The sequence below is a fragment of the Sporosarcina soli genome (genome assembly GCF_042655805.1).
Classification (GTDB): Bacteria; Bacillota; Bacilli; order Bacillales_A; family Planococcaceae; genus Sporosarcina; species Sporosarcina soli.
On record NZ_JBHSNO010000005.1, the window covers coordinates 70,546 to 83,436 of the forward strand.

Sequence of the window (12,891 nt, forward strand, 5' to 3'; positions counted from 1 at the left end):
TGCCGCACTCCTTTTCTTTTATGCTGTATTTAAAGCTACATTGAATGTTAGACGATAAATAAAAGTTTACCCTGTTACTTCAAAATTATTTCCCTATAACAAATGGTTACATTTGGAATGCGAATTATCTCCCCGTGTAGAGCAGTTTTACACAAGTTAGTTAAATAATTTCGAGTTCCGTAAAAAGAACAGCAGCTCAACTTTTTTATCCTATCGAAAACGTTTTCTTCAGTAACAATTTTTATTATACATAGTTTTACCCGGCAGGTCTTTATGTCTATTGAACAAAATGAACAAACCCTCGCTATATACAGTGCATAACCTTTCCCACAATAACAGCATCTTTGTACAATGATTTGTCTACTTTGAACAAAACGAATCAAGAACATTTTACCAATCCCTCTGAACCCACAGAAAATTCAACATATAGAGTCATGTTAGATGAATAAAGGCAAACGAATATAGTTGTACAAGTCCGGAGAGGAAATCCCAAAAAACACCTCTTCCTCACACAATGTACTATTGCATGCGAGCCAAGTTTCATTGATGTCGTTTTCATATAAAGCACTCGACGATCTTCCCTTTTCTGTAGCCTGAACGAAAAAACACCTTCTTCCCAGGCGATTCTCAATCGCTTGGGAAGAAGGTGTTCGATAAGTTCTCACTTTGCATTCATTTCAAGTGTTTTTTTCAATTGTTTCAAATGCCACTTTTCATGCAATCCGACAAAGGAAAACCATTGGATTAAAGGAACTTGCCCCAAATGAGGGTGTTTGAATGATTTCTCACAAAGAACATCCATCGTTGCAGACTCAAAGACATCTAATAAGAAGAGACGTGATTCATAAAGTTCATTTTTCATCTCGACAATCGATTTGTACACTTCCGTCGGCACGGTATCCGCTGGCTCTTCCACTTTCAATAAACGGCCCGACGTAAGCGCAAGTGGTTTCTTTGTACATTTTGGGCTATCAGGATTTTTCAGTTCTTCAGCGATCTTCGTGGCAATCAACGTTTCCATTCGAACCAGATGTTCGAATATTTGTTTTGGTGACCACCCTCCGTTTGTAGGGATCTTGTTGAACTGTTCATCCGTTAACCCTTCAATGGATTGATATACTTTTTTTCGGATACGATTATTTTTCCCAAACATCGTCTAGATTTCTCCTTTAATAACCTCTAAAACTGTTCGATTCAAATTTTCCTTCCTTACAATAGTAGCTTTTTTCGATTTTCGCAAGTGATTTTTCGCTAAAAAAAAAAGAGACATTCTCGCAAAATAATTTCGAATCATTTTAAGTATGGCTATCTTTCTTCTATGTGTATAGAATGCGCTTCAGAGTGAAAAAGTGACCCTCATATTTGACGATGTTAGATTCCTTTTTTCTGTTCCGTATTTCCGAACCAATAACCCGCTCCGATAAATATAGCGCCACCGATCACATTACCGATTGTGACTGGCACCAAGTTTGCTACCAAACCAGCCAGTGTAATGGTTTCAGGATGCGGAACCATTAGCGAAATGGACAGCAAGGTCATGTTTGCAATACTATGCTCGAAACCAGATGTGATAAAGGCGAATAAACACCAAAAAATGACGATCAACTTCGCGGTTTCTTCCTTCAATTTGAAGGAGCACCAAACGGCCAAGCAGACGAGAATATTGCACAGAATCCCCCTAAACAACAACTCCATAAATGGGGCATTCATCTTGTCGGCTGCCGCCATGTTCAGAAAATCCGCCGTCCCTCCCGTGGCAAGCCCTGTATAGAAAAAAAGTGCCGCAATAAGAACGGCGCCAGCAAAGTTGCCAATATAGCTGAAAAGCCAAATTTGGATCGTTTCAAGCCAAGTCGTTTTCTTCGCCAATGTGCCAATCATCAGGATCATATTATTACTCGTAAACAGATCGGCGCCCGCCATTAACACCAGGCTTAAGGCTATGCCGAATGTGAGTCCCATGATTATTTTTGTTCCTGCAAAACCAGTAGGACCGAGCAAACCGCCCACCGTAAAAATGAGAATGATTCCAAATCCGACAAAAAAACCTCCCATCATTGTCAATATGAAATAGCTCCCTTTACTTGTACGGTATTGATTTACTTTTGAAACGGCTGTATCACCTAAAACACCAATCGTTGCTTTCATTCTTTTTCCCCTCCAGCTAGCCTTTGCTTGTCCAACCTATAGTAGAATTTCAATCCGTCATGATTATACAACCAAACAGAGAATCACGGCCCATCATTATGCTGTGCTTCATGTCTTTTCAGTGAAATATGCCAACTAACAAAACTAATAGGTCAGCAGAAACAAGTGCCAGATCCTTCGTTCCATTCGATGCCATCCGTGACACGCACCGTTCTGTCTCCCTATTTTCATAGAGAAAGGTTTCTTTTCCTTTAATAGTGAAAATTGCGAAGGAAAAGACAAAGGGCTTTCCCCTTGCCTAATCCATTTCCATTCCCTATACTAATATTGTTAATTCAATACTCCCATGCACTGATGGGATAGAGGCCGCAGCTTATAAGAGTAGATCGGACGAGATGCAATGACATCTTCGACTCCGTTTGAAAGGATGAGTTGCCGAAGTGTGGATCGTTCATTGACAATCCGGGCTGGTGATGTTTTCGAATAGGGACATCATTGTCACGTTTTTCGAACAACGTGGAGAACTATCTTCGGAAGGATTATTCGGACTTATGACAACCAGCCGTCGATCTTTTTCGTCGGCTTTTTTATATGTCTAAGCCTGCAACCTTCCGTCAAATAAAGGAGAATACAATTTGGCAAAAACATCTTCATCATCCAACGCACCACAGTTGAAAAGGTCGCTGAAAGCACGTCATTTAACGATGATCTCACTTGGGGGATCGATCGGAACGGGGATTTTCCTCGCGAGCGGTGGCGCGATCCATACAGCAGGACCTGGCGGCGCATTGCTCGCTTATGCGGCTGTTGGTATTATGGTTTACTTTTTAATGACAAGTCTTGCAGAAATGGCGGCTTATATGCCTGTCGCTGGCTCATTCAAAGTATATGCCACCAAATTCGTCGATCCGGCATTCGGTTTTGCGATCGGCTGGAACTATTGGTATAACTGGGCCATTACGATTGCAGCGGAACTAGCTGCAGTTGTCCTTATTATGAAATTTTGGTTTCCGGATAGCCCTTCCTTCGTTTGGAGTGCACTCGCCCTACTCATCATGTTCGGCTTTAACTATATGTCCGTCAAAGGATTCGGTGAGGCGGAGTTCTGGTTTTCACTCATTAAAGTGATCACCGTCATCATCTTTATCATCATCGGTTTCTTGATGATTTTTGGCATCATGGGCGGCGAAGCGATCGGCTTCACCAACTTCACGATTGAAGATGCACCATTCAATGGCGGCTTCTTTGCGATTTTAGGGATTTTCATGGCGGCAGGCTTTTCTTTCCAAGGTACGGAATTACTAGGTGTCGCCGCCGGAGAAAGTAAAGATCCAGGTAAAACAATCCCGAAAGCGGTCAGCACCGTTTTCTGGCGTATCCTTCTTTTTTACATCTTATCGATTTTCGTCATCGGGATGATCTTACCTTACACGGATCCGCGTTTACTGAGTGAATCCGTTTCTGTCAGCCCTTTCACCCTCGTTTTCGAACGGGCCGGATTCGCTTTTGCCGCATCTGTCATGAACGCCATTATCCTAACAGCGGTCTTGTCAGCAGGTAACTCCGGTATGTATGCATCTACGCGTATGCTTTGGGACTTGGCGCGGGATGGCAAAGCGCCTAAATTCCTTGGCAAGTTGGATAAAAGAGGTGTGCCAGTCAATGCTTTGATTGCTACGACGCTTGTCGGCTCCCTTGCATTTCTATCCACGTTCTTCGGAGATGGGACCGTCTATGTCTGGTTGCTGAACGCTTCCGGGATGGCCGGATTTGTCACATGGCTCGGCATCGCTGTCAGCCATTACCGTTTCCGCAGGGCCTATCTTGCACAAGGCGGCAATATCGACGACCTTCCGTACCGGGCAAGATTTTTCCCATTCGGTCCGTTACTGGCATTGGTCCTTTGTACATTCATCATTTTAGGACAAAACTTCCAAGCCTTCGTAGGTGGCGAAATCGATTGGAACGGTGCACTCGTTTCCTACATCGGGTTACCCCTTTTCCTCATCGTTTGGCTGGTCTATAAAGTGAAATATAAAACAAAATTGATTCCGTTGAAAGATTGCGATTTTGATAAAGAATAATAAAAGCCAGGTGCTATGACGATTTAACATGTCTTAACACCTGGCTTTTTTCTGTATATAGTTCTATGAAAATTCACCTTAAAGCTTCCAAGTACAGAGACACTTCTGAAACACTTGCATTCGGTTATGGTAAATCTAAAATGAAAAACTGGTATTATTTCATCATTTGATAATAGACATAAAAATTAAATATTGCAGGTATTAACAAACTCAGTGCAAGAAAAAAGACTGCTGCAAATTTAGACTGTTTAATAAGCCGTTCATCGCCTAATTTTAAGTATTGGAAGAAAGATAGGCTGAAATAAAAGCAAAGTACAATCAATATCAAGGAAAGTATCCCTAACCAATTCCCTGTTCCCATAAAGTTTAGATTATCCATGCAAACACCTCCAAATCGTTTCATCACTTTATTGCAAAACCTGATCGTTGACTACATGAAAAAGCTGCCCTGTAAAAGGTAGCTTTTTCATAAACGTAAGGACTCAGTTAGTCAACCGCTTATCTAGATCATTGCTTTTTGATATGGTAAAATTATTTAAACTCCTTAATGATTTCCTCAGCCACCTCTAACAAAAATTCGGTTTTTTGCCCAGCCATTGTAAATATTTCATTGTCTGTAATTATATGAAGAGTATTAGCATCTTCTTCATTTTCATTAAGTATGGCTTGATATCCACCTAGATTCAATTCTTTAAATCCACCCAGTTCTTCTGGATACCACGTTTTTACTACTTTTATAAGAGACTGAGCTACTCCATACTCATTGACACTCTGAGCTACTAATAAATCACCATTCTTTGTATCTGTGGGATACCAAGTTTCAATTAAGTATCCTCCAGGCCGTTTTTCTGTGTTAACTCCTCTTGCTTCTGCAACAATATGGTCTATATTCTTTTCATCAAGATTTAAAGGTATTTTAATTGCACTTTCTTCAACACTACTAAACTCTACCCGCGCTAGGTCTTCTTTGGTTACTACCATAGGAACTTCTACTTCTTCTGCTCTATGTTCTTCAGCACTTGTCCCAAGAATAGCGTTACCTGCAAAAAAGGATACACCCATCACGCCTAATGCTATAGCAGTTGAGTAAAATGTTTTTCTTTTCATTAATATAACCCTCCTTACTAGTATAGTCTTACATTAATGCCTAATCTAATTATGCCACTTTACAGAATAATTAAATACTTGTCCCAATCAGTATCACATTCATCTTGTCTATGACAATCCCGTTCTAATTCCAGAATGTTTTACATTTTGTATCATCTTATCATAAGCTTGTTTCAAATTGGATGTATTTGCTAAATATCTTGTACAACTAACTGAAATAGTTTATGAGATACAGCCGTAAAACATCGATTCAATCACTGATCGGGTTTGATTACCCAATAAGAAAAAGCTGCCCTATAAAAGGCAGCCGATTATTCAACAAAAGCATCCGTTACTTTAATAAGCAAATACCTTTATCTAAGTTGTAATTTCACCAGTAATCCAACCTTCAATAAATACTTCCAATGATGAAGCAATCCACGTTCTGCTGTCATCTTCGTGGTTCCATACATAAATATCTTCTGTTTGAATGCTACCATTTAATATTTTAAAGCCAAATAGATCACCACATCCGTTATCTGAAAAAAATAACAAGTGATCAAATGGCATATAAATATCTTTATAGTCACCAAAACTTCTAAAAAATAGATTCTCCTTTACTATCCGTGAAGATGACCATATTAAAGGACAGTCGAATCTATCGAACACTCCATTTGTTTCACTATATAATTCAAACAACTTTTTTGGTAATTCCACATTTAGTTCCTTTGTAATTTGAATTATTTCAGCATTAGATGCCGGTGGTTTAAAAAAATAATCTTTTGATATTGAATTTATATAGTCCTTCCACACCTATTTAACACCATCCTTAAGAACGTCTGTGAAATAATAATTCACCACTACTAACAGACAGTCCTTCTTTCACTAAACCCGTTTGTTCAATTTAATTCCGAAACTTTTCCCAAGTTCATTCAATAAATGCTTTAAATAACTTGTCATTAACTTTAATTGCTATTGCTTCGTCGATATTTATATCCTTTATTTCAAAAATTTTACTCGGACTTTTATATGGATTTTGGTCTTCAGAATAAGATACAACTGCTTGAATACGAGTAATCTTACCTATTTGTTCTTCAACCTCGTTAGTAGCTAAAGCATCATCGCTCATTAGATAGGTTAAGTTGTCTATTTTAATTACGGCTGGCGTAGTGTTAGTAAATACAGCACTGCTTAATTTGTTCGTATTACATCCTGAAAGTAAAATGGAAACAAAAATTAAACCTATTGTTATTGCTTTCTTCAATGTATTTCCCCTTTCTATTCACTTTTTAACTTTAATAACTACCTGCACAAAGATAACTTGCAACCTGAGTTGTTTTTTGGTTTTCATATACCGCAATGATATAAGTAGTACTTGCCATCAGACAATTGTTTAGAAATATCAATGATTTTATCAAATGTCTCTATAGTGTCATCTCTATCAAAACTCAATACATCATCATTGGAGTATTCATGGTAATAAATAAGTTTTCGGATTACACTTGGACCATTCTTAAATAAATCTCTCCAAGCAGTAAAAATAGAAATAAGGGAGGAAGCCGAATGTTCATCAAATAGTGTTATTCCAATCTCATTAATCCCTACTTGTTCGGGGTTTCCTGGAAAAGCGGGATTCATACATGGAATCCATGTAAGTGAATCAAAAATATATTCGAATACATTGATATCAACTGTAATGTAATCAACAATTATATCCTTGTAATTGTCTCTATTCCTATAAAAATATAGAAAAAAATCGTCATCTTGTGTTTCGGTCTTTTTTATCAAATAAAATTCATGCATAAATATCTCCCTCGTATATTCAATCCACTTTTATGTAACAAATAACTATAAACAAAAACAACAATCCATTGTACGGTATTCTGTTCGAGGGCCCGAAACTTAGGTTATAGCGTTACAATCTCTGAACCAGAAGTCTCCTGATCCAACAAATAAACCGCTCCAAATCTAGGCGCCGCATTAAAAAAACATGAGTTGCGTCTTCTTTAGTGTTGCCATTTTTGCGAAGTTTGGAGTTTAATTTTCATGGGAGCACAATAAGGAAAGCACTGCTGTTATTGCTCCAGTAAAGCATTCGTTACTCAAACAATGAGAATGTAAATTCTTTAATTTAACGGTCCATATAAATCAATAAATTCCCCCGTATAGGCATTTATAACAACCGTCGGCTCAATACCATTATATTTTATTGTGACTTCCCATTGCTTTCTATTTGTTAATTCATTCCAGAATCCTTTCTTTTGTTTTAGAAATGCACTAATATTTTCTATTTGTATTCCCTGTAAATCAACATTTAAATTTAAATTTCTCCACTCATCTGGGGGATTTTGCAAATGTTTTTCTGCACTGATTATCGCTTCTCCTGTACTCATAATAGGCGACTGATAAAGGTATAAAAAACTCATTGCTATAATTATAAATAACCCAAACAGTACCTTTTTCAAATGGACCCTTCTCCCTATAAATATACTCTAAAAAGTTAATTTGAAAAAAGAAACGCAAAAATAAACCATAGAATCGCAAATCCTAGATCAATTAGATAAACCCTTTTATTTTCTTTTTGAAAATAGGCTTCAACCGCATCTATAATTGAAACTAATCCGGCTATGATGAATATTAACCTAAGGAAAAAGAAAGTCGAACCGTTGACGATTCCCCATATCAAAGAGATTCCCATTATCATCGCCATTATAATCCTTATAACAATAACTGGTCTTGCACTTTTCTTATTATTTCTTCTCTGAAAAAACAATCCCATTCTCAAACAGCCCCTATATTAATTCAACTTCTATTTCTTAATCCTACTTCGGCTCAACGATCTTCAAGTAAAGCATCCGTTTGTTATATTATTTAATTTTTCACAGATTTACTAAAACCATAAATTAATACTATTATCCCTAGAATTAAGAATGCTGGAACAAACAAATTATCAAAGTAACCATTAGTTTCAACGTCCGGGACCCCACCATTTATTTGTCCAGCGAAAAATCCTGCCCGAACTATACTCGCAGAAAGCAAAGAGAATCCGCGTTCCAAAGTATATATAAATCCTGCCATAACAATAAATACAATTCCCGTGATTTTAAAATACATTGCTTTTTACCTCCCTTCCACAAAATGACCCGATGTTTGAACACAAGTTAAAACAACTCTGTTCAACTAATAAATTTCCTATGTCTTCCAAGACAGTTTATCATAATTTCCGATTCTTACCAGCGACAAATCCATCCTTTAGTTGAATCAGGAAGTCAATACTATTTTTAAAAAAACAGGAGTGATACATATCTTGGCATAAAAATAAATGACAACAAAAAAGTCGACTCCATCATGTAAGTTAATGGAATCGACTTTTCTTTTCAAACCTTGTTCCAGCAAGGCAGACGTTTGCTTAAGTACAACTATATTTATTAAATACCTGCCCAAACATCTTTCGCATAGGTTCCGTCTTCTTGAAGCTTTTTCATCCAGTCTTGCGCTTCCTGTTCGCCTACTCCGTGAACCGATTGATAGGCTTTTTGTAAGGTTTCTTCCACTTCCGGCGCCATCTTGCTGCCATCTCCACACACGTAAAGCCGTCCTCCCTGATCAAGAATGCGGATTAATGCTTCGGCATCCTGGGCCATTAAGGCTTGCACATATGTTTTCGACATGCCCTCCTTGCGGGAAAAGGCCGTATGGAGGGTAACCACTCCGTCTTTTTCATATTGCTCCAACTCTTCACGGTAAATAAAATCCGCTTCATTTCTGCATCCAAAATACAGATGTGCTTCGCCTAGTGTCTTCCCTTCCTGCTTCATGACATTGCGGGCTTGTAGGAAACCACGGAATGGCGCGACCCCTGTACCAGGTCCTACCATGATGATCGGTGTTTCAGGATTCTCGGGGAGTTGAAATCCGGATGCTGGTGTACGTACAAATGTCACGAGCTCCTCACCAGGCTGACGCTCTGCTAAGAAATTGGAGGCAACTCCATGATATTCACCTTGTCCACTCCAAGCAGGACCACGGACAACCCCTACCGTAATACTGGCGCGTTCCGCATCCATCCGAGGGGAACTTGAAATCGAGTAATATCTTGGTTTCAGTGGAGGTAAAAGCTCCAAAAACCGCTCAAACGGCATTTCGCACGCTTCGTATTTTTCCAGAAGATCCAGCATCGTAATCCGTTTCTTCAATAGCTGTTCTTCGTATGTTCCCTCCTCCAACAAAGCTTCCAATTCGCGCTTATGCGGAGGACAAACCGTGAAAGCTGCCACTTCTCGTATTTGAGCGCGAGTGGCAGGTTCCTGCAGCTCCACGCTATGGCTGAGAAGCTCAGAAAGGGATACAGGTCGTTCTAAAGGCAGATGGGACGCACTGACGCCGCTTGCTGTCAAAACGACTTGATCGTTTCCATTTAAACCGAAGCGCCGTAGAATACGGTGGACATTCGCTTCACTATTACTCGGAAAGACGCCAAGGTGATCGCCCTCCTGATACGTCACTTCCTCCGGCAACTGCACCTCGATATGCCGTGTGCTTCGTTCGCTACCAGATTGTTGCAGTTCATTGTTTCCTGCTACCTTCATATGAACCGCTTCGTATGATTGAGCGAGTGGCGTCTCTTCAAAGCCACTAACAAACTCAATATTTAATGTACTCCGTTCTTTCTCCGCATTTTCGTTCATTTTTAAATCAAACGTCTTCATGGCATCTGTCCACATTTGATTTTTCCATATATCGAGCTGTCTTTCGAAATCTCCGCTCGCATCGGCCTCACCACGGGTAGAAAATCGGGTGGCCCCTTTTTCGGCAAGTTGCTCGTCAATAAACCGCGGGACATCTTGATACGTCGCAGCCCAGTTATGGTCACCACAACCAAATACGGAATACGTAACACCTTTTAGTTCACCTGGTTCAACCTGCTCCAACCATTGGACAAACTCTATGGCATTGCTCGGCGGTTTCCCATTATAAGAAGAGGTGACCACCAATAAGGCGCCTTCCGTCGGCAATCGACCTAGCCGATCATTGAGGGGAGCCACTTCGCTTCGAATCCCATGTAAACGGGCGATGTCTGCTAATTCTTTTGCAACATGTTCGGCCGTTCCCATATTCGAACCGTAAAGAACGAGCAACGGTCTATTATTCACGCCCATGATGGCCGCTTTCTGCTCTTGTTTTTCTTGACGAGGGGCAGCGCTTACGTCTTCATCTGGTTGAATTGCATAGCTGTAGTTTATTTTCTTGTCTCGTGATTGAACACGTATTTTCAATTCATCCGGTTTCAGCGTTAATGTTTGCTTTACTTTCAATTGATAGTTCATATGATCAATCAATTCAAATTGCTGCAAAATCATACCAAGGACCAAAGTGGCTTCATGAAGCGCAAATTGCATCCCAATACATGCGCGCATGCCATTTCCAAACGGCTTGTAGGCATGATGGGGAATTTTGCTCGGATCTTCAAAACGCTCGGGACGGAATTGCTCTGCATCTTCTCCCCACGCTTCCTTGTCTCGATGAAGCTGGGGCAAAATGACAGAAACACCTTCCCCTTTCTTAATCGGGTATTTCCCCCCAATCATGGTATCTTCCTTAGCAAACAAACCGAATTGAGGAGCAGTCGGCCATAAACGTAAAGATTCATTTAAAATCATGCGAATATATTTCAGCTCTAATACTTGCTCATAGGTTGGAACTGAGCTTGTGAGTACTCGATCCACTTCTTCGTAAGCCTTTTTTAATATATCTGGGTTTTTAAGTAAATAATAAATGGTAAAGGATAATAATCCGCTCGTCGTTTCATGTCCCGCAATTAAGAATGTAATGATTTGATAACGAATATTTTCATCATCCAATTGTTCTCCGGTTTCGGGGTCTTTCGCATCCAACATGCGAGCGAGCAAATCGGTTTCACCCTGATTTCCCTTTGCTTTACGATCTGCAATGATCTTATCTACTAAGGAAAACATAGATTGAATATCGCGCTCATATTGACGTTTTGTTTTGATCATCAATTTGTTTTGAATTGGCAATCGATTGCTGTAATGCATGGCTTCGTCCAGTGCACGAACCATACTGACAATAAATGGATTAGGCGTTTCCCTGTAATAACTATTGAAGCGATAGTTAAATCCACATAAGCCAATGGTGTCCAACGTCAGACGTGTCATGTCCTCCGGAACATTGATGCTTTCATCCGGATTCAACCGTGCCCATTTTTGGACAAGCTGCACAGCAATATCTACCATCATCCCATGGTACCCTTTCATGGCTGGTAAGCTAAATGAAGGCATCAGAATACTATGCGCTTTTTTCCAGTTCGGTTCTTCCGTTAAACTTGTGAATAGGCCGTCTCCAGCAAAGTCACGGACCTTCAGTAAGTGCCCAATCGCTTTGTCAAAACGTGACTCATCACAAACATCCGCTACTAGATCAGGACCAGATAGCATGAGTATGGACCTTTCAAAGGCCTCGAAGCGATAAATCGGACCGTACTCGTCGGCAATTTTACAGAAAGATAAGGTTGGCGAATCTTTATCGATTAAAGGTAAATTTCCCAGCGGACCATACGTTTTCGGTTGCGGGATCTCTACAGGCATCATTGGTTCCATAATAACTCCCCTTTTTCTCATTTTTCAAAAGTACTTTTTTCGTTCATTAGTTTCTTTATACCCTAACATTCAAAACAAATTACACGATCTTCGGCATTTCTAAAGAAGCTTCCATATTCAACCGATGTACGAAGAAGAAAAAGTTTTCATGATGATTCACGATCATTTAATTGACACTACTCAATCATTGACGTTACAATCGTCTCGGCGTTACACTTGTAACGTCAATGTGATTTTAACATCCACTTTAAATATGAGTCAATAAATGTAAGGTAGGGCTGAACAGAAAAGGGGGGAATGTAATGTCCAAGGAAAATTCTGAATGGCAACGGATGGAAGTGCTTAGGTTATCGAATCTTGAATCAAATCGTCTCACGAAAGAATGTATTGAATCTGCTTTAGTACTATTGATGAAAGAAAAAAACTTCAATGAAATTTCAATCACTGAAATCGTCAAACGGGCCGGCGTATCCCGGACCGCCTATTATCGAAATTATGCTTCTAAGGAAGATGTGCTCCACAGTATGGTCCAAGAAGTCGTTAATAATACTGCAAAAGCAATGGGTTTGCATGATCCAGACAAAAACTTATATGAGTTCTGGTATACGATGTTCGATAGTATAAAACCGTTTTCTGAAACGTTTCAGATTCTGTTAAAAGCAAATTTTGGTGAAACGATCCTTTACCAGATAAATAAAAAATTGCAGGAAAAAGTTACGGAAGGAGATGTAAAAGGACACTATCAACAATGTTTTTGGAGTGGCGCTGTTTACTCGATTCTGACTGAATGGGTGAGAACGGGTATGCAGCAAACAGTGGAAGAAATGACGAGGCTTTGTTGCACAATCTTAGCTCCTCCTGAACCTGACAAAACGATATAATTAGGAAATAACTAGCTTCTAAAATCGAAACGGAAAACCCGTCATTCTTTATTACAAATGACGGGTTTAAAATGA

General features: G+C 39.5%; 13 protein-coding genes and 1 riboswitch. Of the genes, 2 read left to right on the top strand and 11 right to left on the bottom strand.

The features are described 5' to 3' along the window. Window positions 1-661: 661 nt before the first annotated feature. Window positions 662-1,153, bottom strand: a complete 492-nt coding sequence (locus ACFPRA_RS04625) for a DinB family protein (protein WP_381431213.1) — start codon at window positions 1,151-1,153, stop codon at window positions 662-664. A 218-nt stretch (window positions 1,154-1,371) separates the two neighbouring features. Next, window positions 1,372-2,148, bottom strand: a complete 777-nt coding sequence (locus ACFPRA_RS04630) for a formate/nitrite transporter family protein (RefSeq protein ID WP_381431215.1) — start codon at window positions 2,146-2,148, stop codon at window positions 1,372-1,374. A gap of 352 nt (window positions 2,149-2,500) precedes the next feature. Then, a riboswitch (Lysine riboswitch) is annotated at window positions 2,501-2,683 on the top strand. Between the two features lie 100 nt (window positions 2,684-2,783). Between ACFPRA_RS04630 and ACFPRA_RS04635 the strand changes: the two genes are divergently transcribed. Beyond that, window positions 2,784-4,232: an amino acid permease gene (locus ACFPRA_RS04635; RefSeq protein WP_381431218.1), complete on the top strand. Its 1,449-nt coding sequence runs from the start codon at window positions 2,784-2,786 to the stop codon at window positions 4,230-4,232. A 154-nt stretch (window positions 4,233-4,386) separates the two neighbouring features. Here ACFPRA_RS04635 and ACFPRA_RS04640 read toward each other — a convergent pair whose 3' ends face one another. The 9 genes from ACFPRA_RS04640 to ACFPRA_RS04680 form a co-directional block, all read right to left on the bottom strand. Then, the gene (locus tag ACFPRA_RS04640; protein ID WP_381431220.1) at window positions 4,387-4,611 is read right to left on the bottom strand and encodes a hypothetical protein; all 225 of its coding nucleotides are present in this window, start codon (window positions 4,609-4,611) and stop codon (window positions 4,387-4,389) included. Between the two features lie 152 nt (window positions 4,612-4,763). Next, on the bottom strand, window positions 4,764-5,339 hold the full coding sequence (locus ACFPRA_RS04645; protein ID WP_381431222.1) for a hypothetical protein: 576 nt from the start codon (window positions 5,337-5,339) through the stop codon (window positions 4,764-4,766). A 357-nt stretch (window positions 5,340-5,696) separates the two neighbouring features. Further along, the gene (locus tag ACFPRA_RS04650) at window positions 5,697-6,131 is read right to left on the bottom strand and encodes an SMI1/KNR4 family protein (protein ID WP_381431224.1); all 435 of its coding nucleotides are present in this window, start codon (window positions 6,129-6,131) and stop codon (window positions 5,697-5,699) included. 115 nt (window positions 6,132-6,246) lie between these two features. Next, window positions 6,247-6,582 carry a hypothetical protein gene (locus tag ACFPRA_RS04655; RefSeq protein ID WP_381431226.1) on the bottom strand — a complete coding sequence of 112 codons (336 nt, stop codon included), beginning with the start codon at window positions 6,580-6,582 and terminating at the stop codon, window positions 6,247-6,249. An 83-nt stretch (window positions 6,583-6,665) separates the two neighbouring features. Then, entirely contained in the window at window positions 6,666-7,121 is a 456-nt protein-coding gene (locus ACFPRA_RS04660) for a hypothetical protein (protein ID WP_381431228.1), read from the bottom strand. Between the two features lie 323 nt (window positions 7,122-7,444). After that, window positions 7,445-7,783, bottom strand: coding sequence for a PepSY domain-containing protein (locus tag ACFPRA_RS04665; protein ID WP_381431230.1), 339 nt, complete (start codon window positions 7,781-7,783; stop codon window positions 7,445-7,447). Window positions 7,784-7,818: 35 nt separating this feature from the next. Next, on the bottom strand, window positions 7,819-8,097 hold the full coding sequence (locus tag ACFPRA_RS04670) for a hypothetical protein (protein WP_381431232.1): 279 nt from the start codon (window positions 8,095-8,097) through the stop codon (window positions 7,819-7,821). Between the two features lie 92 nt (window positions 8,098-8,189). Beyond that, window positions 8,190-8,432, bottom strand: coding sequence for a hypothetical protein (locus ACFPRA_RS04675; RefSeq protein WP_381431234.1), 243 nt, complete (start codon window positions 8,430-8,432; stop codon window positions 8,190-8,192). A 314-nt stretch (window positions 8,433-8,746) separates the two neighbouring features. Further along, entirely contained in the window at window positions 8,747-11,935 is a 3,189-nt protein-coding gene (locus ACFPRA_RS04680) for a bifunctional cytochrome P450/NADPH--P450 reductase (protein ID WP_381431236.1), read from the bottom strand. A gap of 302 nt (window positions 11,936-12,237) precedes the next feature. On the opposite strand from ACFPRA_RS04680, the gene ACFPRA_RS04685 reads away from it, so the two are divergent. Continuing rightward, complete coding sequence (locus ACFPRA_RS04685; RefSeq protein WP_381431238.1) at window positions 12,238-12,816, top strand: TetR/AcrR family transcriptional regulator; 579 nt, start codon at window positions 12,238-12,240, stop codon at window positions 12,814-12,816. Window positions 12,817-12,891 lie beyond the last annotated feature (75 nt).

Bases quoted from the DNA above. Each gene is read 5' to 3' on its own strand.
- ACFPRA_RS04625 (WP_381431213.1), bottom strand. From the start codon at position 1,153: ATGTTTGGGAAAAATAATCGTATCCGAAAAAAAGTATATCAATCCATT.
- ACFPRA_RS04630 (WP_381431215.1), bottom strand. From the start codon at position 2,148: ATGAAAGCAACGATTGGTGTTTTAGGTGATACAGCCGTTTCAAAAGTA.
- ACFPRA_RS04640 (WP_381431220.1), bottom strand. From the start codon at position 4,611: ATGGATAATCTAAACTTTATGGGAACAGGGAATTGGTTAGGGATACTT.
- ACFPRA_RS04645 (WP_381431222.1), bottom strand. From the start codon at position 5,339: ATGAAAAGAAAAACATTTTACTCAACTGCTATAGCATTAGGCGTGATG.
- ACFPRA_RS04660 (WP_381431228.1), bottom strand. From the start codon at position 7,121: ATGCATGAATTTTATTTGATAAAAAAGACCGAAACACAAGATGACGAT.
- ACFPRA_RS04670 (WP_381431232.1), bottom strand. From the start codon at position 8,097: ATGGGATTGTTTTTTCAGAGAAGAAATAATAAGAAAAGTGCAAGACCA.
- ACFPRA_RS04675 (WP_381431234.1), bottom strand. From the start codon at position 8,432: ATGTATTTTAAAATCACGGGAATTGTATTTATTGTTATGGCAGGATTT.
- ACFPRA_RS04680 (WP_381431236.1), bottom strand. From the start codon at position 11,935: ATGGAACCAATGATGCCTGTAGAGATCCCGCAACCGAAAACGTATGGT.
- ACFPRA_RS04685 (WP_381431238.1), top strand. From the start codon at position 12,238: ATGTCCAAGGAAAATTCTGAATGGCAACGGATGGAAGTGCTTAGGTTA.